22 protein-coding genes and 1 tRNA gene are annotated in these 25035 nt (G+C 64.3%); 14 read left to right on the plus strand and 9 right to left on the minus strand.

The features are described 5' to 3' along the window. Positions 1-26 precede the first annotated feature (26 nt). Positions 27-311 (minus strand): DUF3263 domain-containing protein, encoded by a 285-nt coding sequence (locus tag ACP8LP_RS02395; RefSeq protein WP_016667042.1) that lies wholly within the window; start codon positions 309-311, stop codon positions 27-29. 335 nt (positions 312-646) lie between these two features. Between ACP8LP_RS02395 and groL the strand changes: the two genes are divergently transcribed. From groL to ACP8LP_RS02410, 3 genes are all read left to right on the plus strand, one after another. Beyond that, a complete protein-coding gene (gene groL, locus ACP8LP_RS02400; protein WP_016667043.1) occupies positions 647-2278 on the plus strand; it encodes a chaperonin GroEL in 1632 nt (543 codons plus the stop codon). 192 nt (positions 2279-2470) lie between these two features. After that, positions 2471-3262, plus strand: a complete 792-nt coding sequence (locus tag ACP8LP_RS02405; RefSeq protein ID WP_036976468.1) for a CPBP family intramembrane glutamic endopeptidase — start codon at positions 2471-2473, stop codon at positions 3260-3262. A 3-nt stretch (positions 3263-3265) separates the two neighbouring features. After that, positions 3266-3952, plus strand: a complete 687-nt coding sequence (locus ACP8LP_RS02410; protein ID WP_016667045.1) for a copper homeostasis protein CutC — start codon at positions 3266-3268, stop codon at positions 3950-3952. 26 nt (positions 3953-3978) lie between these two features. Here ACP8LP_RS02410 and ACP8LP_RS02415 read toward each other — a convergent pair whose 3' ends face one another. The 4 genes from ACP8LP_RS02415 to ACP8LP_RS02430 all read right to left on the minus strand — a co-directional run bounded on the left by ACP8LP_RS02415 (position 3979) and on the right by ACP8LP_RS02430 (position 9642). After that, on the minus strand, positions 3979-4989 hold the full coding sequence (locus ACP8LP_RS02415) for a serine hydrolase (protein WP_016667046.1): 1011 nt from the start codon (positions 4987-4989) through the stop codon (positions 3979-3981). Positions 4990-5033: 44 nt separating this feature from the next. Continuing rightward, positions 5034-6692 (minus strand): DNA repair helicase XPB, encoded by a 1659-nt coding sequence (locus ACP8LP_RS02420; RefSeq protein WP_462575177.1) that lies wholly within the window; start codon positions 6690-6692, stop codon positions 5034-5036. Positions 6693-6754: 62 nt separating this feature from the next. Then, positions 6755-8884, minus strand: a complete 2130-nt coding sequence (locus ACP8LP_RS02425; RefSeq protein ID WP_016667048.1) for a helicase-associated domain-containing protein — start codon at positions 8882-8884, stop codon at positions 6755-6757. Then, a complete protein-coding gene (locus tag ACP8LP_RS02430) occupies positions 8881-9642 on the minus strand; it encodes a hypothetical protein (protein ID WP_016667049.1) in 762 nt (253 codons plus the stop codon). Before ACP8LP_RS02430 ends, ACP8LP_RS02425 begins: the two co-directional genes overlap by 4 nt. A 165-nt stretch (positions 9643-9807) precedes the next feature. Between ACP8LP_RS02430 and nagB the strand changes: the two genes are divergently transcribed. The 3 genes from nagB to ACP8LP_RS02445 all read left to right on the plus strand — a co-directional run bounded on the left by nagB (position 9808) and on the right by ACP8LP_RS02445 (position 11918). Beyond that, positions 9808-10593, plus strand: coding sequence for a glucosamine-6-phosphate deaminase (gene nagB, locus ACP8LP_RS02435; protein ID WP_462575174.1), 786 nt, complete (start codon positions 9808-9810; stop codon positions 10591-10593). Positions 10594-10734: 141 nt separating this feature from the next. Beyond that, positions 10735-11118 (plus strand): cold-shock protein, encoded by a 384-nt coding sequence (locus ACP8LP_RS02440; RefSeq protein ID WP_015583202.1) that lies wholly within the window; start codon positions 10735-10737, stop codon positions 11116-11118. Next, positions 11118-11918 (plus strand): DUF3027 domain-containing protein, encoded by an 801-nt coding sequence (locus tag ACP8LP_RS02445; RefSeq protein WP_016667051.1) that lies wholly within the window; start codon positions 11118-11120, stop codon positions 11916-11918. The genes ACP8LP_RS02440 and ACP8LP_RS02445 overlap by 1 nt, the downstream gene beginning before the upstream one ends. Before the next feature lie 22 nt (positions 11919-11940). Here ACP8LP_RS02445 and ACP8LP_RS02450 read toward each other — a convergent pair whose 3' ends face one another. Continuing rightward, positions 11941-12219, minus strand: a complete 279-nt coding sequence (locus ACP8LP_RS02450) for a DUF2530 domain-containing protein (protein WP_065673243.1) — start codon at positions 12217-12219, stop codon at positions 11941-11943. 93 nt (positions 12220-12312) lie between these two features. On the opposite strand from ACP8LP_RS02450, the gene ACP8LP_RS02455 reads away from it, so the two are divergent. Further along, entirely contained in the window at positions 12313-13746 is a 1434-nt protein-coding gene (locus ACP8LP_RS02455) for an NCS2 family permease (RefSeq protein WP_334338606.1), read from the plus strand. On the opposite strand, the gene ACP8LP_RS02460 is transcribed toward ACP8LP_RS02455, so the two are convergent. Then, positions 13721-14431, minus strand: a complete 711-nt coding sequence (locus tag ACP8LP_RS02460; RefSeq protein ID WP_016667054.1) for a hypothetical protein — start codon at positions 14429-14431, stop codon at positions 13721-13723. The genes ACP8LP_RS02455 and ACP8LP_RS02460 overlap by 26 nt on opposite strands. A 303-nt stretch (positions 14432-14734) precedes the next feature. Here ACP8LP_RS02460 and ACP8LP_RS02465 point away from each other — a divergent pair, with 303 nt between their 5' ends. Next, the gene (locus ACP8LP_RS02465; protein WP_065673280.1) at positions 14735-15574 is read left to right on the plus strand and encodes a hypothetical protein; all 840 of its coding nucleotides are present in this window, start codon (positions 14735-14737) and stop codon (positions 15572-15574) included. Here the strand turns inward: ACP8LP_RS02465 and serC are convergent. After that, the gene (gene serC / locus ACP8LP_RS02470) at positions 15571-16755 is read right to left on the minus strand and encodes a phosphoserine transaminase (RefSeq protein ID WP_016667056.1); all 1185 of its coding nucleotides are present in this window, start codon (positions 16753-16755) and stop codon (positions 15571-15573) included. The two genes, ACP8LP_RS02465 and serC, sit on opposite strands and share 4 nt — an antisense overlap. Before the next feature lie 30 nt (positions 16756-16785). Here serC and ACP8LP_RS02475 point away from each other — a divergent pair, with 30 nt between their 5' ends. The 5 genes from ACP8LP_RS02475 (at position 16786) to ACP8LP_RS02495 (ending at position 22183) form a co-directional block, all read left to right on the plus strand. After that, positions 16786-17916 (plus strand): N-acetylglucosamine-6-phosphate deacetylase, encoded by a 1131-nt coding sequence (locus ACP8LP_RS02475; protein ID WP_016667057.1) that lies wholly within the window; start codon positions 16786-16788, stop codon positions 17914-17916. A gap of 127 nt (positions 17917-18043) precedes the next feature. Continuing rightward, positions 18044-18766, plus strand: a complete 723-nt coding sequence (locus tag ACP8LP_RS02480; protein WP_051128968.1) for a metal-dependent transcriptional regulator — start codon at positions 18044-18046, stop codon at positions 18764-18766. A 20-nt stretch (positions 18767-18786) separates the two neighbouring features. Next, entirely contained in the window at positions 18787-19866 is a 1080-nt protein-coding gene (locus tag ACP8LP_RS02485) for a hypothetical protein (RefSeq protein ID WP_016667059.1), read from the plus strand. Positions 19867-20007: 141 nt separating this feature from the next. Further along, entirely contained in the window at positions 20008-20391 is a 384-nt protein-coding gene (gene trxA / locus ACP8LP_RS02490; RefSeq protein WP_171048615.1) for a thioredoxin, read from the plus strand. A 175-nt stretch (positions 20392-20566) separates the two neighbouring features. After that, positions 20567-22183, plus strand: a complete 1617-nt coding sequence (locus ACP8LP_RS02495; protein WP_202711742.1) for an MFS transporter — start codon at positions 20567-20569, stop codon at positions 22181-22183. A 3-nt stretch (positions 22184-22186) separates the two neighbouring features. Here the strand turns inward: ACP8LP_RS02495 and ACP8LP_RS02500 are convergent. Then, positions 22187-22259: transfer RNA gene (locus ACP8LP_RS02500), tRNA-Arg, on the minus strand. 164 nt (positions 22260-22423) lie between these two features. Here ACP8LP_RS02500 and ACP8LP_RS02505 point away from each other — a divergent pair. After that, entirely contained in the window at positions 22424-25015 is a 2592-nt protein-coding gene (locus ACP8LP_RS02505) for a sugar-binding protein (protein WP_284959303.1), read from the plus strand. Positions 25016-25035: the final 20 nt, after the last annotated feature.

The raw sequence follows: 25035 nt of genomic DNA on the forward strand, positions 1-25035 counted from the left end.
TCGCATCGTTGACAACGCCGCGTGTGTCATCCGAGCAGCTGCGCGCTGCGGGCCTTGCGCTTTTGACTGCGGACTCGTTGCAGCCTCCCGACGAGGGCGGGCGCATATCGCGCGGCCGACTCATCGTCGATCAGCTCGTTGAGTCGTAAGTGATAGCGGGGGGACGACATGTTGAGCCTCTCGCGGATGACGGTCTCCTTGTCAACACCCGGGTTCCCGGTCTGCCAGGACTCCTCGAGATCCAGAATCGCGCGGTCCGATGCACTGAGATCGCTGGACGTCGCGGTTTCGGGGGCGGGAGAATCTGACACAAGGCCAGTCTAGGGCGCGCATCACAATCACCACCCGGTGACGCGACGCAATCTGCCTGACGCCATCGTCGGCAGCACAATCAGTCACTTTCCGCTCATCAACTCTTTGCACTCACTGGGTGCGAGTGCTAAACATGTCACTGGCACTCGACAAGCGAGAGTGCTACTGCCCGAATCGGTGTTGCGAGTGCCGACGAGGGTGGTCATCCCGGTGATGAGATCACCAGATCGTCCGTCGCGGGCATCACGGGGAAATACAACGCGGGGTCGCTCCCGCCACACCATCTGACGTCCACGGGCTGCCAGGCCCACCGGAGCGGAGGAATTCCCCAAACATGGCAAAGCTCATCGAATTCAACATCGAGGCCCGCCGCGGGCTCGAGGCGGGTATGAACACCCTCGCCGACGCGGTCAAGGTCACCCTCGGCCCCAAGGGTCGCAACGTCGTTCTCGAGAAGTCGTGGGGCGCCCCCACCATCACCAACGACGGTGTCTCCATCGCCAAGGAGATCGAGCTCGACGATCCGTACGAGAAGATCGGCGCTGAGCTCGTCAAGGAGGTCGCCAAGAAGACCGACGACGTCGCTGGCGACGGCACCACCACCGCCACCGTTCTCGCCCAGGCCATGGTCCGTGAGGGCCTGCGCAATGTTACCGCCGGCGCCAACCCGATGGGCCTGAAGAAGGGCATCGAGACCGCCGTCGAGGCCATCAGTGCTCGTCTGTCCGAGATGGCCATCGACATCGAGACCAAGGACCAGATCGCCTCCACCGCCTCCATCTCGGCTGCCGACACCACTGTCGGTGAGATCATCGCCGAGGCCATGGACAAGGTCGGCAAGGAAGGCGTCATCACCGTCGAGGAGTCCAACACCTTCGGCCTGGAGCTCGAGCTCACCGAGGGCATGCGCTTCGACAAGGGCTACATCTCGCCCTACTTCGTCACCGACACCGAGCGCATGGAGGCTGTCCTCGAGGACCCCTACATCCTCATCGTCAACTCCAAGATCTCCTCGCTGAAGGATCTCCTGCCGATCCTCGAGAAGGTCATGCAGTCCGGCAAGCCGCTCTTTGTCATCGCCGAGGATGTTGAGGGAGAGGCCTTGGCTGGCCTCATCGTCAACAAGATCCGCGGCACCTTCAAGTCTGTCGCCGTCAAGGCCCCGGGCTTCGGCGACCGTCGCAAGGCCATGCTCAACGACATCGCCATCCTCACCGGTGGTCAGGTCATCTCCGAGGAGGTCGGCCTGTCCCTCGACGCCGTCACCCTCGACCTGCTGGGCCACGCCCGCCAGGTTGTCGTCACCAAGGACGAGGCCACCATCGTTGACGGTGCCGGCGACTCCGAGCAGATCGCTGGACGCGTTGCCCAGATCCGCAAGGAGATCGAGAACTCCGACTCCGACTACGACCGCGAGAAGTTGCAGGAGCGTCTCGCCAAGCTCGCCGGCGGTGTCGCCGTCATCAAGGTGGGTGCTGCCACCGAGGTCGAGCTCAAGGAGCGCAAGCACCGTATCGAGGACGCCGTGCGTAACGCCAAGGCTGCCGTCGAGGAGGGCATCATCCCTGGTGGTGGTGTCGCCCTCATCCAGGCTTCCAAGGCCGCCACGATCGAGGGGCTGGAGGGTGATGAGCTCACCGGCGCCCAGATCGTCCGGACCGCCTGCTCCGCCCCCCTCAAGCAGATCGCCATCAACGCTGGTCTCGAGGGTGGAGTTGTGGCTGAGAAGGTCGCCGGTCTGCCCGCCGGAGAGGGCCTCAACGCTGCCACTGGCGAGTACGTCGACATGGTCAAGACCGGCATCATCGATCCGGCCAAGGTGACCCGTTCGGCCCTGCAGAACGCCGCTTCCATCGCGGCTCTGTTCCTCACCACCGAGGCCGTCATTGCTGACAAGCCTGAGCCTGTGAAGGCCCCGGCTGGCGGCGATATGGATGGCATGGGTGGCATGGGCGGAATGATGTGATCTAGCTCATTCGATCCACAATGGGGCGTCCCCGCGGGGACGCCCCATTGTTGTGTCTGATGGCACTACTGACGAGTGTCGGTAATCGACTAGTCTCGGATGGTGCCCCCGACACCCACATACTGTCGTCCCGTCGATCGTTTCCTGGCCGGAGCCGGCACCTTCCATCCGCTGTTGTCATTGTTGGCAGCAATGACCATCCTCGGGGTGGGACAGGGGGGTTTCGCGCTTGTGCTCACGGCCTTGGCAGGTGGTCATCCAGACGCTCAGACTTCGACGATCCTGCTTCTGGCGTCATTCTCAGGGGTCTGGTTGCTGCTGTGGTTGTGGATGAGGTTCGTCGAGCAGCGGCCGATGGTGTGCCTGGGTTTGCGCGGGCTCGCCCGGGACATCTGGATCGGCGTGGCAATCGCAGTGGTGGTTCTGGCAGTTGACGTCGCTGGCATGACAGCCAGCGGCCAGGTCCGGATGGCGTGGGCCCGTCCTGATGCCATGACGGCGGTGCTCGTAGCCGCCTTGCTCCTGTTGTTCGTGGTTCAGGGGTGTGCCGAGGAAGTTGTGCTGCGTGGCTACCTCATGCAGTCGGTCGCAGCGAAGTGGGGGGTTCCTGCTGGCCTTGCCATCCAAGCTGTGGTCTTCGCTGTCCTCCACGGAGCGAACCCGGGGATGACGTGGATTGCACTGGTCAACGTTGCGGGATACGGCCTCATGCTGGGTCTATTGGTGGTGTGGCGAGGAAATCTGCTCGCCGCTATGGGATTTCACAGCGTGTGGAACTGGTTGCAGGGAGTGGTATTGGGATTCGACGTCTCCGGACTGGGCTTCAGAAACACCCTGATGACGGCTGACAAGACGGTCGGATCCCATTTCTGGCTCACCGGAGGAACCTTCGGGGCGGAAGGATCCATTATCAGTACCGGCGTCCTCGTCATCCTCATCACTGGACTTGTCGTGACGATTCGGCGCGACTGGCGCAAGAATTAGGCCATGGCATTGCTCGAGGTCATCTGTCTGCACGAGAACGACGCCAAGCGGGCAGCACAGGGAGGTGCCGATCGCATCGAATTGGTCGGCACGATGGACGACGACGGTCTTGCGCCCAGCCCAGAAGTGCTGGCACGCACCCTCAGCGCCGTTGACATCCCGGTGCGTCCCATGCTGCGCCTTGACGGTGGATTTCGCGCTGACCCGCACAGACGTGACGAGATGCTCCACCTGGTCAGCACCTATCGTGACCTCGGTGCTGACGGGCCGGTGCTGGGATTCCTCGACGAGGCTACCGGGGTTGACGTCGGGACCGTCACCGAGCTGACGGCGGGCTGGCCGGGCTGGACCTTCCACCGAGCCATCGACAACAGCCTGGAACCCGACAAGGCATGGGTACAGCTGCTGGGTCTGCCGGGGCTCGATCAGGTTCTCACTGCGGGATCACCGCGGGGGATCGATCACGGTCTCGACGACCTCATCGCCCGAGCCGAGGCCACCCCGCGTGTGGCCGAGCTCATCATGGCTGGTGGCGGTCTTCGGCCCGAGCACGTCCCGTGGCTGTATCGGGCCGGTGTCAAGGCCTTCCACATCGGCGGCCCGGCTCGGCCTCAGGGGTCGTGGAAGGCGTGGGTGGACGTCGATCTGGTGAGGTCATGGCGCGATCTCCTCGATCGTCTCGACGGATGACCGCGACTCGATGAGTCGGGGAGAACTCAGAACGCCTGAATCCACACGTCCCGGGTTCCGGGTGCGCGGAAGGGGATGTGACCGTGGTCGTCCCCGACAGCCTGAGGCGCCGGGGCGGCGGTCTGAGTCGGCCGAGCTGACGGTGGCGGCGGAGGAGTCGTCACGCTGCGAGGCTGGTGACGGGCAATGATCCGAGCCATCCCCTCGATGGTCTCGACGAGGTCCTCCATGGGAGCCGTGGTTGAATGGGTCAGTCCAACTGCGGTGTAACCCTTGGTTCCGGTGGAAGCCACGGAATTGACGTGCCAACCGTCATCACGTGGCAGCCATCCGTTCTTGACGTAGGGCGATCGCATCCCCGCCGTCATACCCCAGTCTTGGTCCTCAGCAACGCTGGACATGAGCTCCCTGGCATAGGCCCGCATGGACTCGGGAATGATCTTGTTGGGGCAGAAGATGTGGTCAGCGAGCACGACCTGGTCGGCGGCCGTCGTCGAGGTCAATCCCCAGTGGTCATCGGGGTCGAAGGTGGTGTGAGTGGCACCCATGCGGTGCATCGCCCTGCGAACCCCGTCAGCCCTACCAACCCTGTTCCACAGGGCAGTCGCGGCGTCGTTGCTGGAGTTCTCGATCATGGGGACCAGAAGGTTCTTCTCGGCTCCGGAAAGCTGACGTTTCTCACCCGCAGCCTGAATCATGACCGTCTCCATGATTGCCAGCTTGATGATAGATGCCGTGATGTAGTGCGTGGCCCCGTGATTGAGAACGTGGATGTTGCGTTGTCCATGCACCCTCATGGCGACCGACTGCTCGCCATCGCGGGTGTTGAGGTATTTCTTGAGCTCGTTCTGGTACGGGAACGTGACGTAGGGTCCGGGAGCAGCCGGATTGGCGACCCTCGTCGGAGCGGGCCTGCGCGGCTCGGGGTGATCTGGTCGGTTCGCGGCCTGGACTGCCGGTAAGCCGATGGCCGTCCCAGTAGCTATGAGCAAACCGCCTAACGCAGTGCGCCTGGAGAATAGCGCCTTCCCAGACAATTACGTCCCCCTTCTTCCACGGCCCATTTCGTTCACATCCATTTTCACGCTGTCCGGTCCAGGGCGTCCAAATCGTCCGCATCGACGATGCGATACGAGTACCCCTGTTCGGCGAGGAAACGTTGACGGTGACTGGCGAAATCGGCATCGACGGTGTCTCGGGAGACGACCGCGTAGAACCTGGCCACGAGCCCGTCCTTGGGTCGCAGCAGACGGCCCAGACGCTGGGCTTCCTCCTGTCGGGACCCGAATGCCCCCGACACTTGAATGGCGACCTCGGCACTCGGCAGGTCGATGGAGAAGTTCGCAACCTTGGAGACCACGAGTAGGTCGGTAAGCCCTCCGCGGAAATCCTGGTAAATCTTCTGACGCTTGGTTGGAGTGGTGGATCCGGTGATGATCGGACACCTCAATTCCGCGGCCAGCTCCTCCAGCTGGTCGACGTACTGGCCGATGACCAGGGTGGGCTGGCCACGATGGCGGGCTACCAGGTCCGCAACCACCCGGTTCTTGATCGGCAGGGTCGCGGCCATCCGGTAACGGACGTCCGGTTCTGCCATGGCGCAGGTCATCCGGTCGGACTCGGGCAGGCTCACCCGCACCTCGACACAGTCGGCAGGAGCGATCCAGCCCTGGGCCTCGATCTCCTTCCAGGGAGCGTCGTAGCGCTTGGGCCCGATGAGGGTGAAGACGTCGTCCTCGTGGCCGTCCTCGCGCACCAGAGTGGCCGTCAACCCCAACCGACGGCGTGCCTGTAGGTCGGCCGTCATGCGGAAGACCGGAGCCGGAAGCAGGTGAACCTCGTCATAGATGACAAGCCCCCAGTCACGGGCCTCGAAAAGCTCCAAGTTGGGGTGCACACCCTTACGCTTGGTCGTGATGACCTGATAGGTGGCGATGGTGACGGGCCGCACCTGCTTGCGTGAACCGGAGTACTCACCGATCTCGTCGGGGGTCAAGGTGGTGCGACGGACGAGCTCCTCCTTCCACTGCCGAGCCGAGACGGTGTTGGTGACGAGGATGAGTGTCGTGCAGCGGGCCAGGCTCATGGCAGTCGCCCCGACAACGGTCTTGCCGGCGCCGCAAGGCAACACGACAACTCCGGATCCACCGTCCCAGAAGTTTTGGGCAGCCATCCGCTGATACGGACGAAGACTCCAGCCGTCCTCGGTCAGATCGATGTCATGGCGCTCGCCGTCGACGTATCCCGCAAGGTCCTCTGCGGGCCATCCCAACTTGAGCAGAGCCTGCTTGAGGGTGCCGCGCTGGGAAGGGTGGACCACTGCCGTCTCATCATCGATCTGGTCGCCGACGAGGCCACGGACCGATTTGGATCGCAGTACCTCGGTGAGCACGGCCTTGTCCGTCGACACCAGGACGAGTCCGAGGGTGGGGTGCTTCTCGATGCGCAGACGACCGTAACGAGACATCGTCTCGGTGACGTCGATGAGGAGTTCGGATGCCACCGGATAACGGGAGTACCTCATGAGGGTGTCGACGACCTGTTCGGCGTCGTGACCAGCGGCCATCGCATTCCACAGACCCAGTGGGGTCAGTCGGTAGGTGTGGATGTGTTCGGGAGCCCGTTCCAGCTCCGCAAACGGGGAGATGGCATGACGGCACTCGTCCGCCAGAGGGTGATCCACCTCCAGCAACAGGGTGCGATCGGACTGGACAATGAGGGGGCCGGGTAGAGAAGTCATCACTTCCAGTATCGTCCCTGATCCCGGATTTGTTCCTACTTCGAGGGGTCGATGGGACGTCGTCAGGCCGGTTGGCAGGCGGTGATCCGGGACACCGGGACGACCGCCGCCCCGCCACCACCACGGATGACGCATCGCACCGCCCCCGTCGCGACCGCCATGATCCGCACCGTCTGGCGCACCGCAGTGCCATCGTCGATGACTCGCTCGATCCGCATCCACGCACCCTCCTGCTGGGCTTGGTGCAGCTGGGCGAGAAGCTGACGGCGATCCGAGAACCCACGGCCCTTGTTGTTGAGCAGTGCCGTGGCAAGGGCCTCCGGATCGGCCTGCGGAGCCGAAGACGTGAGGGCGTCGACCTTGGCGCGTGGGGGAGGAGGAGTCGAGAAGACGTCGCCGTGGGAATCGCGGGCTACGGGGGACATTCCCAACTGGCGCAGGCCTGCCAGCACCTGATCAGGTTCTGCCTGGGCCACCAGCACCTGCGGTCCAACTCGACGCAGTCCTAGATCAGTCGCCAGGGAACTGCGCAGAATGGCCTCGACGGCAGCCGGGTCGTCGACCTCCAGCAGGGCACCAGCTGCGGCCACCGACACCCGACCATGATCACGAACGACGTCGTCGAGGAGGACCAGCAGACCTTGGGGAACATCGCTGAGGGAGTGATCCGTCCACCACTGACGCACACGGTCCCCAGTCCACCCGGCGTCCAGGGCACGACGCAGACTGGTCCGGGTGAATCGCCGTACACCGGCAATCCCGGTGGACTCCCGATCGGCCAGCAGGGCCAGGTCGGCGGCGGTGTCGGGGGTCAGCGGGCCGGGGGCGATGGCGGTGAGATCGGACTGCAGGATCACCTCGTCAGTGCGTTCCGGCATGTCAGCGCAGGTGAGGGAATCGACGAGATCGGTGCGTGCTCCCAGAGCGATCAGCCCCAGCACCCGGCACTCGTCGAGGACAGCCTCGACCAAGGAGTCATCGACTGTGGTGCCCGGCTGACGCCACCGGATGCGGTCGGCGACGAGGCCGGCCTCAACGGGAGTGCCGGGTTCAGCTGTGCTCAGTTCCTCGTGGACGAGGCGTCGCCACGCGCGGGCAGTTGCCGGCGACGAGGCATCCAAGGTGTTGCCCAGGCTTCCGGGAAGCTGCGGGATGCGTCTCCAGGCATCGCGCAAGCTCACCCACTGGCCCCACAACGAATCAGTGCGCCAGCGATCCGCGAGCGAGGTGGGCAGCCAGCCGCGCCCGTCGGCACCGATGAACCCGCCAGCCGCCGCGACGGCGAGGTGCACCCAGCCATCGTCCCCCGTGGCCACCCGCGACAGCACGGTGCGGGCGTCCCGCTTGGCCATGCCGCCACTGGCCAGCAGGGCACAGTCATGACGCTCCACCCCCTCCAGCAGGGCGGACATCGCGCTGACGGCTTCCAGCGCCGTCCCGAGGCCGGCACGATTGACCAGGGTGGTCTGACGCGGCTCGGGCCATGCCGGTGGGGTGGGGCTGGGCTGTTCGGCAAGGAGACGATTCCCGCGCAGGGGCAGGGCCACCTCACGGGGCAGGACGACGGTGTCGTCGCCGAGGGGACGCAACAGGCGGTGGGCCAGCGCCATCTCGACGGGAGTCGTCGCAGTCTCGGGCGTCACCGTGCGTCGAGCATTGGGGAGGTGTCCGGTGGGGGACCACACCAGACGCTCCAGCACGGCGTGCGCCTTGGGGCCCGCGGCAGCCAGTCTCTCGGCCACTTCCTCAGAACTCATGGGCATGACGGACACCGGTGCCAACCCGGCCGGGTATCCGGGCAGGTGAGTGGTGACGACCTGAATGACGTGCAGGTGGCCGGAATCTTCCAGGACGAGAACCATGTCGAGCAGATCGGAGACGCCGTCCGCGACATCGGCACGAATCGTGTCGGGCTTGGGCGGCCATCCCTGGCAGATGGCGTCAGTCAGTTCATCCAGCGTGAGGTCTCCCAGTGCCGCCAGGGCGGTCAGCAGGCTCAGTCGCCACCGATCAAGGCTGGAAATGGCGGCATTGATGGAGGCGTGGGTGCCAGCCCGCGAAGAGACCTCAGCGAGGTCGCGTGGGGTGGGATTCGCCAGGTCGGGACGCAGGGTCAGAAGCCGAGAGAGCCTCTGGGCGTCCAGACCCCGAATCGTGGAGGCAAGGGTCGTCGGTTCATCAACCGCACTCATCGACGTGGCCTCGGATCCCGAGGCGTCAGCTGACGATCAATGAGGAGGAGCCCGAGTGCGAGCATCACGACGCATCCCAGGCGAGACATCCATGCGAACTGGGCCGGCACGGTTCGTACCGGCGACTCGATCGCGCCACCGATGATGATGACGACCGTCACAGCGGTGAGAGCCTTGCTGAGGCGTCCAGCGGCGAATGGGTGACGCCATGCCAACCACCATGCGAGGAGCAGTGCCGGTATCGACAGTGGGGACCACACGCATCCCAGTGCGAGCACGACGATCCACGGCCATCCCAACGCTCGACACAGGTCCATGATGGACCGGCTGCCGGCGGTGGCGGGCATGCGCGGATCAAGTCGCCGGGGCATCCGGACGGTCTTGAGACGCGGCGGGGGAACCGTCGAGACGGGGTCTCCCGCCGGAGCTGCCCAGGTCGAGGAGCCACTGGCCAACCGGCTTGTGCGGATGGGTTCATGCGGATCTCGATGCTCAACACGGGGGCCGGTCAGTCCTGCCTGGGTGGAGAACGGGTCATGGGGTTCGCGGTGGCCTCGACGACGCGGTATCAACTCGGCCAGCGGGCGGTAGTCCCCACCCTGGTAACCACGGGGAGCGACTGATGGCTTCCCGGCAGCCGGGTTGGCAGGAAGGCTCGGGGTCTCGAGAGGAGTGACCCGAGGAGCTTGGAAGGCACTCGGAGCAGGACGGGAGCCGACGACGTCTACGGGCGCTCTCCTGACGGTGTTCTGTGCCATGTCTCCATGGTAGGGGGTAGATCTGACCAAGCGGTGCGCTCAGTGTGTGCGGGTCAACGCTCACAGGAGATGATTGTGATCGCTCAGAAACGCTCACTTGGCCATAATCTCAACCTAGACACGAAGCGACGCGCGGCGTGGCCGCGCATGTGAGGGAGGGCCCACATGGAGGTCATCATCTGCCCCGACGAGCAGGCCGTCGGACGGATTGCCGCCGAGCGCATTGCCAGGGTTCTGGCCCAGGCGAAGACACCGGTGCTGGGAGTGGCCACCGGGTCGACCCCGCTGACGACCTACTCCTCGTTGGCTGTTCTCGCTCAGGAGGGCAAGGCTGATTTCACCGGTCTGCGTGCCTTCGCCCTGGACGAGTACGTCGGTCTTCCCGCCGACGACGATCGCTCCTACGCCGCCACCATTCGACACACCGTCACCGAGCAGCTCGGTCTGGACCCGGCCGAGGTGCACACTCCGGACGGCATGGCGGACGACCTCGAAGCGGCATGCGCGGATTATGAGAAGGCGATCCAGGAGGCCGACGGCGTCGACGTCCAGATCCTCGGTATCGGGGCCAACGGTCACATCGGATTTAACGAGCCAACCAGCTCGCTGTCCTCGCGGACTCGTGTCAAGACCCTCGCTGAGCGGACCAAGGCCGACAATGCTCGCTTCTTCGAGGAGGGCGAGAAGGTTCCCAGTCACTGCGTTACCCAGGGGCTCGGGACGATCATGGACGCCCGCAATGTCGTGCTGCTGGCCGTCGGGGCCAACAAGGCCGATGCCCTCGCCGGAGCCGTCGAGGGCCCGGTCTCGGCGATGTGCCCGGCCTCGGTGCTGCAGTTCCACCCCCATGTTCTCGTGATCGCCGACGAGGCCGCGGCCTCCAAGCTGGCGATGGCCGACTACTTCCGATGGACTGACGGCCAGCGGGGTGATCTCCCCGGCGTCATGTGAGACCCGTCGGTGTGACGCTCCCGGCCCGTCGGAAACCTTCCCGTCGGGCTGTGGAAAGATCGCGGGTGGTGGACCGTCGACAAGGCTGTAGCCTTGTATGGCGGTCCATTGACCGTCATGACCAGAAGGAGTGAGCCAGAGATGCCAACCGGAAAGGTGCGTTTCTACGACGCCACCAAGGGGTTCGGTTTCCTGACGAAGGACGGTGGCGGCGACGTGTACGTCAACGCTTCCGCCTTGCCCGCAGGGGTGAATACCCTGAAACCCGGTCAGAAGGTTGACTTCGGGGTTGTTGAGGGACGTCGAGGAGAGCAGGCCCTGTCCCTGCAGATCGTCGAGACCCCGGCCTCGCTGTCCAAGGCGAGCCGCAAGAAGCCGCAGGAGATGGCGGTGATCTGCGAGGACCTCATCAAGATGCTCGACAAGATGGGCAATGGCTACCGGCACGGACGTCATCCCGATCCGCGCACCGCCGGCGCGGTGGCCAAGATGCTTCGTGCTGTTGCCGACGAGTTGGAGCTGTGATGACACAGGTGACGTCGAGATCGCGCGCTGCGGCCCGGGCCGTCAGGGTTGACGCGACGATCGCGAAGGCTGTTGACCAGGCCCGGGAAGCGGCCGAGCGTCGCGCGGGTGACTTCGGGGTCGGTGAGCACGTCGGGACGATCGTCGAGGACGAGCGCGTCCTGACCCATCTCTTCGAATGCCCGCATCCGGGATACCGGGGATGGCGGTGGGCCGTCACGATGTCGCGTGCCCTGCGCGGACGCAACGTCACCGTCAATGAGGTCGTTCTCATTCCGGGCGACGACTCCCTGCTGGCCCCCGAGTGGGTGCCTTGGCGCGACCGAGTGCGTGCCGGGGACATCACCGCCGGCACCCTCATGCCCACCGCTGACAATGATCCGCGCCTGGAGCCTGGTTATACCGGTGGTGAGCTTGCCGCCGACGAGGATCCGGCTGAGTGGGCTACCACCCGAGCTGTGGCGTCTGAGCTGGGGCTGGGCCGTGAGCGTTTGCTGTCGCGGGAGGGCCGCGACTCCACCGCTGAGCGTTGGCTCGCCGGTGAGGGTGGCCCTGACAACGCCATGAGTCGTCATGCTCCTGCCAGCTGCGTCACCTGTGGCTACTTCGTGCGCTTGCAGCACTCCCTGGGACGGGTCTTCGGGGTGTGTTCCAACGAGTTCTCGCCCTCTGACGGCTCAGTGGTCCACGTCGATCATGGCTGTGGCGGTCACTCCGACGTCGTCGAGAAGCATCGCGGTATCGAGCTGCCCGAGCCGGTCTTCGACACCATCTCGATTGACGACTCGTTGTTCGACTGAGTTGTGAGCCCCAGAGAGGGGCTCAGTGGCGGGATCGTCGCCAGCAGTATGCCGTGCCGACGATCCCCAGGGCAGTACCCGTCAGGCAGATCCAGAGCCAGTCGCGGTAGCCGTTCACGGTGAGGCGGTCGAGCATGATCCAGCAGACGATGGACGCCACCGCGAAGGCAATGGTTCCCACGATGCCGACCGTCACCCCGTTCTCATCGACAGGGGCGACATTGGCCTGGGTTAGCAGGTGTTCACGCTGGTTGGCCACGGTTCCATCGTAATGCCCTGCAACATGGCCGTGACATGTCATCCCTAGAATGCCCCCGTGCCCAGCAACACCTCATCAGCAAGATTCGACAATTGGTTTCATCTCACGGAACGAGGATCGACGAGATCGCGCGAGATCCGCGGCGGCCTCGTCACCTTCTTCACGATGGCCTACATCCTGGCCCTGAACCCTCTCATCATCGGTACCGCGGCGGACAAGAACGGCAAGCTCCTCAACGGGGCTCCGAAGTTCCTCGACGCCGCCGGCACCACCCTCAACACGGCTGCCATTGACGACAACAAGATGATGGTCATGGCCGTCACCGCTTTCGTGGCTGCGATCATGACGATTGCCATGGGTATCTGGGGACGATTCCCGATGGGTATCGCGACCGGCCTTGGCATCAACTCCCTGCTTGCCTACGTCGTTGCCCCGACGATGACCTGGTCCCAGGCGATGGGCCTGGTGGTGTGGGAAGGCGTCCTCATCCTCGTCTTCGTCCTCACCGGCGTCCGAGAAATGATCTTCCGGGCCGTCCCGAACTCTCTACGCTCGGCGATCAGCGTCGGAATTGGCCTGTTCATCGCCTTCGTTGGTTTCGTGGACTCGGGCGTCATCCGTCGCGGCTCCGGCACCCCCGTCACCTTGGGCGTCGGCGGCAGCCTGGAGGGTTGGCCGATCTTCCTGTGCCTGTTCGGATTCCTCCTTCTCGTCGTGCTGCACCAGCGTCACGTCAAGGGATCCATGCTCATCGCGATCATTGGTACCTCCCTGCTCGGAGTCGTCATTGAGGCCATCGCTCACCTGGGACCGCAGGGCGAGAAGAATCCCACCGGCTGGGCCCTCAACGTCCCACGGCTGCCCGGGGCGGATGACTTCCGCCTGCCAGACCTAAGCCTGCTGGGTCACGTCGACCTGTTCGGTGGCTTCCTGGTTGACGGTCACTTCCACGTCGGAGTGTTCCTGGGGACCCTTTTGGTCGTCTTCTCCCTCATGCTCGCCGACTTCTTCGACACCATGGGAACGGTTGTCGCCATCGGTGACCATGCCGGCATCCTCGACGAGACCGGCAACCCCGAGCACCTCAAGGGGATCCTCGTCGTCGATGCCCTGGCTGCCGTCGCTGGTGGTCTCGGGTCGGCCTCCTCGGCCACCGGTTACGTCGAATCGGCCGCTGGCGTGGGGGAGGGGGCGCGAACGGGTATCGCCTCCATCGTCACCGGTATCGGATTCCTGCTGGCGATGTTCCTGTCCCCGATTGTGTCGATCATTCCCTCGGAGGCAGCCGCGCCGGTGTTGGTCTTCGTTGGATTCCTCATGATGGCCCAGGTCACCCACATCGACTGGAAAGACGTCGAGGAAGGTCTTCCGGCCTTCCTGGGCATGGTGCTCATGCCGTTCGCCTACTCGATCACGACGGGCATCGGCGCTGGCCTCATCATGTTCTGTATCACCAAGACCATCGCTGGCAAGGCACGCAAGATCCATCCGCTGTTGTGGGTGGTTGCGGCCCTTTTCGTGGTCTACTTCGTCCAGTCCCTGCTCATGAGACTGTTTGGCCAGATGTGAGGCTGGTGGGTTGAATCCCACCGACGGTGTCCGGTTGCCAGACCACCAAGAGGTCTGGTGCCGGGCGCCCCAGGTCGCCGGCGAGGTCCATCCATCCCGGATATGAGTTGAGGAATTCCAGGATGGCGTCACCCTCGCCTCGCCGCTCGGCCGGTATCTTGTCGACGACATCAGCCAACCCAAGCCGAGTCGTCAGTACCTGCCCGGTGCGCGCATAACCGATCCTCATGCCAGGTGCCGGTCGCAGCGGAATCTGCGGTTCCCCTACCATGAGCCGCTTGATGGCACAGGTACTGGACAAGCCGACAGCCGCGAGGTCGAAATCAAGCTCATCGAGCCGCGCCACCGGCATCGGGATCTCGGTCCATCCCCACGACAGGTGGGTCAACCACTCATTGACGAGTCGCCAGCACCGTCCCAGGCGATCAGGCTCGATGAATCGGCCACGAACCAAGTCCTCGACATCATTGGGAGTTGGCCATCCCACAGGCAGCATCGGTCCCTCGACATTGGGCTTGTGGAGCGGGTGGAACGGGCTGCGCCGACCTGATCGACGATGGTGGTGGACGGGTACGCTGAATGTGGCCTCGGTCCACTTGCGCAGTTTCGCCGAGAGGCCCTCGTCAGCCCCAAACATGTCGCGAACTTCGTCGATCGCGATGGCGTTGAGCCTCAACCCACCCATGGCTACAGATTATTGGCCATGAGGTCGACATAAGGTGTAATCCATGAATCCACGCTCTAGGCAACACATCATCCGCGGGGTTCTCATCATCCTCGTACTGATCGTCGTGGTGGGATCCCTGCTGTGACAGGTCGATCCGACATGGCAGGATGTTTTTTCGTGACCCGACGATCCTGGCCCCGACGTTCCCGCAGCGCGAGTGCGCTGGTGGCCCTGGGATGCGCCTGGGGATTGTCGGCTGGCCCTGCTGCCGCCGTCGATCTCACCATCACGACGGACAAGAAGCTTGGCACCCCGGTTGGCATGGCTGCCGACCTCGACAATGACTGCTACTGGGTCACCGATGGTTCTCCGTCGACGGTCCACTCCCTGCTTGCCCTCGACAAGACGGGCAAGGAAGTCCATCGGGTGAGGTGGGAGCCGGCCTTCCACGACGTGGAGGCGATGGCGTGGGCCAATGGCGTGCTCTACGTCGCCGACATCGGTGACGAGAAAACCAGGCGCCGCGGCATCCGCGTGATGTCTCCCACCTCGACGGCAGCCAGTCAATCCACCTACTACGAGTGGATGTTCACGTACCCCGACGGCGCTCACGACGCCAAGGCCATGGCAGTCAGCCCCAAGGGGAGCTTCTACATCGTCACTGACGGTCCCCACCCAGCGATCTACCGTAGTGGCCCGCAGGTCAGTCGCACGGAGTCCAACCCGCTCGAAAAGGTGGCGGACGCCCCCGCCGGAGTCAAAGACGCCACCTTCCTGCCAGACGGGTCACGGCTGGCCGTGCTGACCGACCATGAGGTTCGGGTCGTTGACGCCTACTCCTGGAAGACGGTCGCCAATGCGGCGTTCTCGGGCGGGCAGACCATCACCACAGACACCACTCAGAAGACCCTGGAGATCGCGACCTCCGGCAACAAGGTGCGGGGAATCGACTTCCCGACGACGCTGACCTCGATCTCGCCGACCCCCTCGTCGACTCCGAGTGCCAAGGCAGGGGCCACCCAGGCCAGTGGCAAGCCCACCTCCAAGGCGCGCTCGGGCACCTTTATCGCGGTGTTGGGAGCGGTCGCGGTGGCGCTGTGTGCCGGCGTTGTGACCTTCGTGTACGACCGCTCCCAGGACATCACCTGGCGACACCGTTAGTCGTGGTGCTCCAGTAGCCAATCCAGGCAGGCCGTCAACGCCTCGATGTCGCCGGGTTCGATCGAGCTGAAGGTGGCCACTCTGATCTGATTGCGGCCCAGCTTGCGATACGGCTCGATGTCGAGGATCCCGTTCTCGCGGGCGCGGGCACACAGCTGGGTGGCGTCGACGGACTCGTCGATGTCGATCGTCACCACCACCGGGCTGCGTAGCGCCGGATCGGTGACGAAGGGGGTTGTCAACGGGTTGTCCTCAGCCCAGCGGTAGAGGATCCCTGAGGTCGACGCGGTGCGGGATGCCGCCCACGTCATGCCGCCGTTGTCCAGCAGCCAGCGGCACTGCGCCTCCAACATGACGAGGGTGGCCAGCGCGGGAGTGTTGAGGGTCTGATCTGCCCGGCAATTCTTCACTGCGACGCTCAGATCGAGCATCTGAGGTACCCAGCGAGCCGAGGTAGTCAATCGTTCCGAGCGTTCGATCGCTGCTGGTGACAGAATTGCGAGCCACAACCCGCCGTCCGAGGACAGGTTCTTCTGCGGTGAGAAGTAGTAGGCGTCAGTCTGCGCCACGTCTGCAGTAACTCCGCCAGCAGCTGACGTGGCATCGACGAGGACCAGGGAATTCTCGTCAATCTCATCCGGTCGACGGATCGGGGCGACGACCCCGGTGGAGGTCTCGTTGTGAGCCCACGCATATGCGTCGATCTCTCCCAGAGCTTGTGGCAGGGCGAGCTCGCCGGGCGGGGCCTGGAAAACTGCCGGATCTGCGAGAAAGGGAGCCCCCTGCAGGACCGAGGAGAATTTCTTCGTGAACTCGCCATAAACGCCTGTCGCGGCGCGCTTCTCCACCAGGGAGACGGTCGCCATGTCCCAGAAGAGGGTGGCTCCGCCGTTGCCAAGGGCAACCTCATATCCGGCGGGAAGGTCGTAGAGGGTGGAGAGTTCCTCGCGGATCGCGGCGACCACATGGCGGACAGGTGGTTGGCGATGGGAGGTACCCATCACTGATCCCGGTTCGGACAAACTGGCCACCACCTCCCGTCGGATCCGGGACGGGCCACACCCGAAACGGGGGTCGGAGGGCAGGAGGTCATTGGGAATCCTTGGCTCAGCCATGGTCCGATCCTCGCAGATCTTGGTGCTGACGAAGCTCGTGTTCACGCTGTGACCATGTGGCAGCATGTGGGAAAACCCGCTGTCAAGGAGGCATCGATGATCTGCCGTATTGCTTCGCACCACGTCGTCGCCCGTGACGGAAGTGATTCACCGGCAACGATCACCGTCGAGGCCGGACGCATCACCAAGGTCGGGGAGGGGATCGATCCGCAGGCTGAGCTCGTCGACGAGTGGATCCTGCCTGGCTACGTCGACACCCATTGCCATGGTGGCGCCGGTGTCGACTTCACCGATCCCGACCATGACGCCGCCGTGCGAGCCGTTACCTACCACCGCAGCCAGGGTTCGACGACCCTCTTCGCCTCCACGGTGACCGCCGCCATTGACGACGTCGTCGACCAGATCGGACGACTCCGTCAACTCATTGACGAGGACGAGATCGCCGGCATCCACCTCGAGGGCCCCTTCCTTGCAGAGTCACGCAAGGGTGCCCACGCTGTCGAGCTGTTGTGCGATCCCGACCCGGTCTCGGTGGATCGACTCATCGAGGCAGGAGGGCCTGCTCTCAGGATGGTGACGATTGCTCCGGAGCGCGAGCACGGTCTGGAGGCCGTCGCGACCTTCAGCAAGGCGGGGGTGCATGCCGCTATCGGTCATACCGAGTGCGACAACACCACTGCCAGCGCTGCCGTCGATGCCGGATCCGATGTCATCACCCACCTGTTCAACGCGATGCCGTCCATCCATCACCGCAAGCCCGGTCCGGTCCCGCCGATGCTCACTGACCCGCGCGTGGTCTGCGAACTCATCTGTGACGGCGTGCACCTGGCACCAGACGTCATTCGGATGGCCGTTTCGGCTGCCGGACCGCAGCGCATCGCCCTGGTCACCGACGCCATGAGCGCCACCGGTCAACCTGACGGCGACTACATCCTGGGCAGCCTGCCGGTGAAGGTTGTCGACGGCCGCGCCCGACTGCTGGACGCTGACGGTTCGCTGGGAGCGATTGCAGGATCCACTCTGACGATGGGTCGCGCAGTCGAGTTCGTCACCTCGGTCGTGGGACTGCCGCTGGGGCAAGTTGCCGTCATGGCGGCCACCACACCGGCCGAACTCCACGGTCTGAGCGACGTTGGCATCCTGGAGGAGGGGCGCTGGGCCGACATGTGCCTCACCGACGAGAAGGGTCGTCTGGTCCGCGTCATCCGTCGCGGTGAGTCCGTCTGACGACCACGACAGGTATTTGAGCACTAAACTTCCTGACGGGGGGTCGCTCGGGCATGAGCAATGACGCCCCGACCGTTTTGTCAGACAATCTGTCCGATGGGCAGGTGGACAGCGACGCCCCTCGGCTGTGAGGGCGGGGAAGAGGTGCACCGTGAGCAGTGAGCTCGTCGATACAACGGAGATGTATCTCAGGACTCTCTACGAGCTGCTCGAGGAGGGTGTCGAGCTGCGCCGTGCCCGTATCGTCGAGCGACTGCATCAGTCCGGCCCTACCGTCTCCCAGACCGTGGCTCGTATGGAGCGTGACGGACTCCTGGTCGTCGAGTCTGACCGTTCGATTTCGCTGACGCAGGAAGGCCACGACGCGGCCGAGGCGGTGATGCGTAAGCATCGTCTGGCCGAGTGCCTGCTCACCGAGGTCATCGGTCTTCGCCCCGACCTGGTCCATGACGAGGCGTGCCGTTGGGAGCACGTCATTTCCGGTGAGGTTGAGAAGCGCCTCACCGAGATCCTCGACAGCCCTGATGTCTCCCCGTACGGTTGCCCCCTTCCTCCCGAGCAGATCGGTCGTCGTCCGGACGACTCCGCCCGTTTCCACGACGACTCCAAGCCTCTCGACGAGATCATTGCCGAGGCCGGCTGCCCGGTCAGTGTGACCATCACCCGGTTGTCGGAGTTCTTCCAGGCCACCGAGGGCAATCTCACCGACGTCTACGCCGCTGGACTGTTGCCGGGCATGAGCATCGAGGTCAAGGATGATGCCGACGGCATCCGTCTGACGGGTCCCGACGGTTCGGTTGTCGTCGATCCGGAGGTCCTTTCCGGTCTGTTCGTCGTCCAGAACTCCTGAATCGCGGTGACGATGCCGCAATGAGTGTGTCCCAAACCCTGCGGCCCCGTCAGCTGCCAGATCTGAACCAGATCGCGACGCTCTGTGAGGCGGGTTGGTATGACACCGCCGATTCCATGTTACGGATGACGCGGTCGTCCGAATCCGACGATCCCCACTTGGTGCAGGCCGCTGCTGTGACGGCCGTGGCTCGCAGAGTCCTGGCCCTCGACGCCGAGGATTTCGAGGAGATCGGGGACCCCCTGCCTGCTGATCTGCGATCCCGTCTCACCGCCGCGGGTTTTCCGCACCACCCGCGGGCAACCGAGAGGGGAGCACTGGGAGACCTGGTGCCCCTCTACGAGCTCATGCTCGAGGTCCTCGACATTCGGATGCACCGCGAGGAGCCACAGCAGGTCGTCGTGACCTGCCACATCCTGGGAGAGTACCTGGGCCAGCTGGCCTGGCAGTCGGTGCTGGGAGACGGCGGGGACCCACTCACGCTGCCCGGCAAGGTGGGGGAGAAGTGGGGAGTCGACGGCCAGGACTGCGCCCACACCTCGGCCATGAACGCGACGGCTCGGCGCAGCCTTCATGCTGCTCAGGGTGATGAGGAGGGCTACACCTCGTATCTGGACAAGTTCCATTCCAGGTTGGGTGAGGCCCTGGGGGTGTGCGCGATGAACCATGCCACCATTGATGCCGGTGAGCGTCCTGACGTCGGTATCACTTGTCCGCACCCGTGTCAGTGGGTGCTCGCCGGTACGTGGGAGGAACGCCGGGCCCTGGACGCTCGGGTGCGTCTGGCCCGTATCTTCCAGGAATCTGGCCTGGTGGCCCTGCGCCATCATGCCCCAGTGGGGCATTTCTTCGGGGTGCCGTCGGGCAGCGAGATCGGCAACGCCTGGGTGACGACCTGGAACAAGCTCAACGAGCAGTGGGCGGACGGGTCCAACCCGATGCTGGACTCCTCGACTCCCGGCTACGACGTCGACGTCTCCGACGAGGCACTGCCCGGCCTGTCCCGTGTGGTGTCGGTCATCGCCGCGCGACCTATTCGCGCCGGTCATCTGCTACGTGATCTGGGAGCGACGGCGATTGCCGAGTTGAAGGCCGTGTGACATTTAAGTCGGCATGGCACCGAGCGCTGCGACATCCAGGTGAATCACGGATCGGCACATCGGGAATACACCAGCTCCTGACGCTGTTGCACCAGACATGGGCCGAGGCGCCACGGCGTTGCGGTCGACCGAACCCAAACGATTACCGGGAGGTACAACGTGGCTACCGTCGCATTGACCAAGGACAATTTCTCCTCGACCATCGATTCGAACGATGTCGTCCTCATCGACTTCTGGGCATCCTGGTGCGGGCCGTGCCAGCGCTTCGCGCCCATTTACGAGGACGCCAGTGAGCGTCACACTGACGTGACCTTCGCCAAGGTCGACACCGAGGACCAGCAGGAGCTGTCCGCCGGTCTGGAGATCACCTCCATCCCGACGATCATGGCCTTCCGCAACGGTTACCTCGTCTTCCGTCAGTCCGGCCTGCTGCAGGGCCGTCAGCTCGACGAGCTCATCGAGAAGGTCAAGGAGATTGACGTCGAGGATCTCAAGAAGCAGGCCGAGGCCCAGAAGCAGGGCTGACACCAGGTTTTCTCATTCCCGCCAATGTGTGAGGACACGGGGCCGGCGACAGGGTGGTAACGTCCTGCCGTCGACCCTGCTTACGTCATACGTGATTGAGCCATGGATGCCGGGCGGGTCGCGGTGCCGAGCGCAGTGGTGCGTCGGTGCGACATCCCGTCCATAGGAGTTGTCCGTGACATCGAGAACCGCGGTCGCCAAGCTCGTCGAGACGACGCGACCGGCAGGCCCGAAACGCCGTATTGGTGTGGTGGCGGCGGTCGCCACCCTGGGCTCACTGCTCTTCGGCTATGACACCGGGGTCATCTCCGGCGCCCTACCCTTCATGTACCTGCCACATGGTGCTGGTGGTTTGGCCCTGACGGTGGGCCATGAAGGTGCCATCGGAGGAACGCTCACCCTTGGTGCGGCCTTCGGTGGGCTCATCGGCGGCATGATGAGCGATCGCTGGGGACGCCGTCACAACCTGCTGACCCTCGCTGTCTTGTTCATCATTGGTGCTCTCGGCACGGCCGTGGCTCCCAGCATCTGGGTGATGTACCCCTTCCGGGTGGTGCTCGGCTTTGCCGTTGGCGCGGCCTCGGCAACGGTGCCGGTCTATCTGTCGGAGACCTCTCCGAAGCGGATGCGTGGTCGCATCGTCGCTCTTGACCAGTTCATGATCGTCTTCGGTCAACTGTTGGCCTTCTCCGTCAATGCCGCCATTTCTGCGGCACATGGCGGTCCGATCCTGACGGTGACGGCGGATCCGTCCGGCCGACTCGCTCCCGGAACCTATTCCTGGGACAAGCTGCAGGCCATGGCAACGTCCCATGGCGGAACGATGAGTGACGAAGCTTTCCACACTTTCGTCATGCAGCTGTCGGTGTCTGCCGGATCTGGTGGAGCTTGGCGGTGGATGCTCGTGGTGTGCACCCTGCCGGCTGTTGCCTTGTGGATCGGCATGCGGAGGATGCCTGAGTCGGCGCGCTGGCACTTGAGCCACGGTCGGCTGCAGGAGGCGATTGCATGTCTGAAACAGGTGCGCGTCGAAGGGGTTGACGAGCCGATCGTCGACGAGGTCACCGAGATGGTCGAGCTCAACGGTGAGGGCGGCAGACTTACTCATCGGCAGCAGTGGGCCGTCGTCATCGAGTCGCGGTGGACGCAGCGTCTTCTGCTCGTCGGAATCTTCCTTGCTGCGGTCAACCAGACCACAGGTGTCAACACCGTCATGTACTACGCGCCGAAGGTGCTGGAATTCGCAGGGATGAGCACCCAGGCCTCGATCATTGCCCAGGTGGCCAACGGCGTCATGTCCGTCATCGGCGCCGGTGCTGGACTGTGGCTCATCGAGAGGTTCGATCGTCGGCACCTGCTGATCTTCGACGTCACTGCTGTCGGTGTCTGTCTGCTCGGGATTGCCGCCACCTTCGGATTCGCCATTGCTCCGCATATGGGCAAGGGTGTGCCGACATGGGCGCCCATCCTCGTGCTCGTCCTCATGAGCATCTTCATGCTCATCGTCCAGTCCACCAACGGCACGGTGGTGTGGACCATGCTCGGTGAGATGTTCCCGACCCGGATGCGCGGAGCCATGAATGGTGCCGCGGTGTTCTGCGGATGGCTGGCGAACGCGACGATCACCTGGACGTTCCCGGCCATGCTGGCAGAGCTTGGTGGTGCCGGAACCTACCTCACCTACGGCATTGTCAACCTCGTCATCGCGCTCATCCTGGTCAAGGTGATGCCGGAGACACGGGGACGCTCGCTGGAGGAGATCGAGGTCGAGATGAAGCGGCGGTACGCCTGAGGGCGGCCCCGATAGGATTCGAACCTACGACACATGGTTTAGGAAACCACTGCTCTATCCCCTGAGCTACGGGGCCCTGCCCACGAAGGGCCACACCAGCCTAGTCCGGTGTGGTAGGCAGGGCCAACCCGCCTCTCAGATGGACCGGGATGTCCTGTCAACCTCGTGGGCCACGCAGGCGGGCCTCGCTACACTCGGTCATCAACACCTGACCGCCAAACACCTGCGATGGGAGTGGGGATGACCCAGCCCAGGCCCGAGCGTCTCGACGTCCTCTTCATCGGTGCTCATCCCGACGACGAGTCCGGTTTGCTCGCTGCTTTCGGACGGTGGCGTCACGAGTGCGGAGTGAAGGTGGGCGTCGTGTCCATCACCCGTGGTGAGGGTGGCGGCAATGCGGTTGGCAGCGAGGACGGCCCGCTGTTGGGTCTGCTGCGGGAGAGGGAGGAACGCAGTGCCCTGTCCCTGGTGGGCGTTGAGAGGTTCTTCTACCTCGACAAGGTCGACTTCTACTACACCGTTTCGGCGCCCCTCACGGCTCGGGTGTGGGGACACCTCGACACCCTCTCTCGGCTTGTCAGGGTGGTCAGGGCGACCCAGCCTTCGGTCATCATCACCATGAATCCAGCCCCGATGCCGGGGCAACACGGCAACCATCAGATGGCCGGTCGGCTGGCCGTCGAGGCCTATCTGGCGGCGGCTGATCCCACCTTCGCGCCCGACCAGGTCGAGGTCGAAGGACTCCAGCCGTGGCAGGTGTCACGGCTCCTCCTGGACTCTTTCGGCGGGGAGCGCCCCACTGGTCCGGACGCAGCCCTGGTGCCTGAACAGGCTGATGCCAGCACCGTTTACGCGCTGTGGGAAGGGGCCACTGACGATGCCGGTGTGACCTGGGCCCACCATCAGCGTCAGGCTCAGCGGAGATTCATCTCCCAGGGCTGGGCATGTCTGGGAGATGTTCCCACCCAGCCCCATCTCATCGGTTCAACCTTTCTCAGTCAGGTGGCGTCCCGGGGCCCCCACCCCCAGATGGGGACCCCGGAAGCATCTCGCGTCGACGCCGTGCTCGCCGGTGCAGCAGTGCGGCAGGATGGCGGGTTGCCGCTGGGAACGACGGTTGACCTGGACCTTCCCGCGACGGCCACGGCCGGGCAGGTACTCGATGGTCGTCTCTCACTTTCCGGTGATCTGTCCGGAGTGACCCTCGAGACCGTTGCACCCGAGGGCTGGCAGGTGGAGATCGGAGAGATCGATGAGGTTTCCCCTGAGCCGGCGTTCACCACCGAGGTGAGGGTGACGATCCCGATGAATGCGTTTGAGGGGCCAGCTCGGGTCGGGTTGCGGATTCGTGCCGACCAGGGAGTGGGATACACCGACACGCGAGTCGTCGTCCTGCCATCTGTGAGTGCCCACCAGGATTTCCTGCCCCAGGTCAGCCAATATGAACAGTGGGTTGACTCAGTCGGGATGCCTCAGCTTTCAGGGCTGGTCAGGCCGGTCGTGACGCTGGGATCGGGGCTGACGAGGCGGCTGGGGTTGGTCGTCACCAATCACAGCGACCGAGAGCAGTCCGGCGACCTCATCCTGGACCTTCCCGAAGGGTTCGATGTTGCCTGCAGCCGCATCAGCTACGGTCCGTTGCCGCCGGGAGAGGCCTGCCGGGTCGAGGCGGAGCTGACGAACACCGACCCCACCCTGGAGACCGGCAAGTACGGCGGCGACTACGAGTACACCCTGACGGTGACATCGCAGGACGGTCAGTGGTCCACTCCGCAGTGGATCGAGCTGGTGCCGTCCACCCGTGTTCCCCACGCCCCACGTCCTCCCAAACTCGATGGTGCCTTCGACTCCGAGGTCTTCACCGGCGAGCCCATGGACATCTCCCGGGTCTGGGAAGGTGACGAGTGTGCGGCCATGCGTGACGCCTCCGGAAAGGTCTGGATGGCCTGGTGCGACGACTACCTCTACGTCGATGCGTCCGTTCATGACCCCAAGCGGGGATCGGTGTTGGCCAGCGCCGACTGCAAGGGCCATTGGCGTACGGATTCCCTGGAGATCGACATCGATCCGCAGGGGACCTCGGAGAACACCTCGTCCACCTTCAAGGCGGCCGTCATCCCTTTCACCTCAGACGTCGGGGCGTGGGCTCTGCGTGACGCCGACCAGCGTCAGGGTCCGGCCTGGCAGACCGCTCCCGGCATGAGATGGACGGCTCGACCGATTCCGGACGGCAGCCACATTCAGGTGGCCATTCCGATGTCGATCCTGCCCTCACCCATCGACCCCAACCACATCGGGGTGAACATCCTCTATTACGACACCGATTCCGACCAGACTGCCAAGAGTCGCATTGGTTGGTCGGTGTGGGGAGGGGTGCAGGGAGACCCCTATCGCTGGGGAGTTGCGGTCCTCGACGATCATCCCGGCCAGGGTCGGGACTGGCCGGTCGACGATCCTGTCATGCCACTGGACGCCCTCAATTCGGCGGATTCCCCGCAATCCATTGAGCAGGCCATGACGACAGGGATCGGATTGTCCGGGCTGGCACGTCTGGACTCGCGCCGGGCCGGGGAAGTCACCTCCGCGAGCTGGGTGGGGGACGCGGTCTCCGTCGGCCTACATGGTTGGGTCGGGGGAGTCGTCCACGTCCTACTGGTGGACCGACGCTCCCGCACTGTCACCTCCAGCGTGGCAACGGTGGACGAACCTGGTCAAGTGACCTTGACCCTGTCCCCGGAACGTCGCCCTGGGAGCCGGGTTCGCGTTCTGGCTACGTGGATCACCGGTGACGGGGTGGCATGCTCCACCGCGCCGGTAGACCCTCCTCGATAGACTGGCCAGGTCCGTCTACC

The sequence above is a fragment of the Cutibacterium sp. LaCa_89 genome (assembly GCF_058177555.1).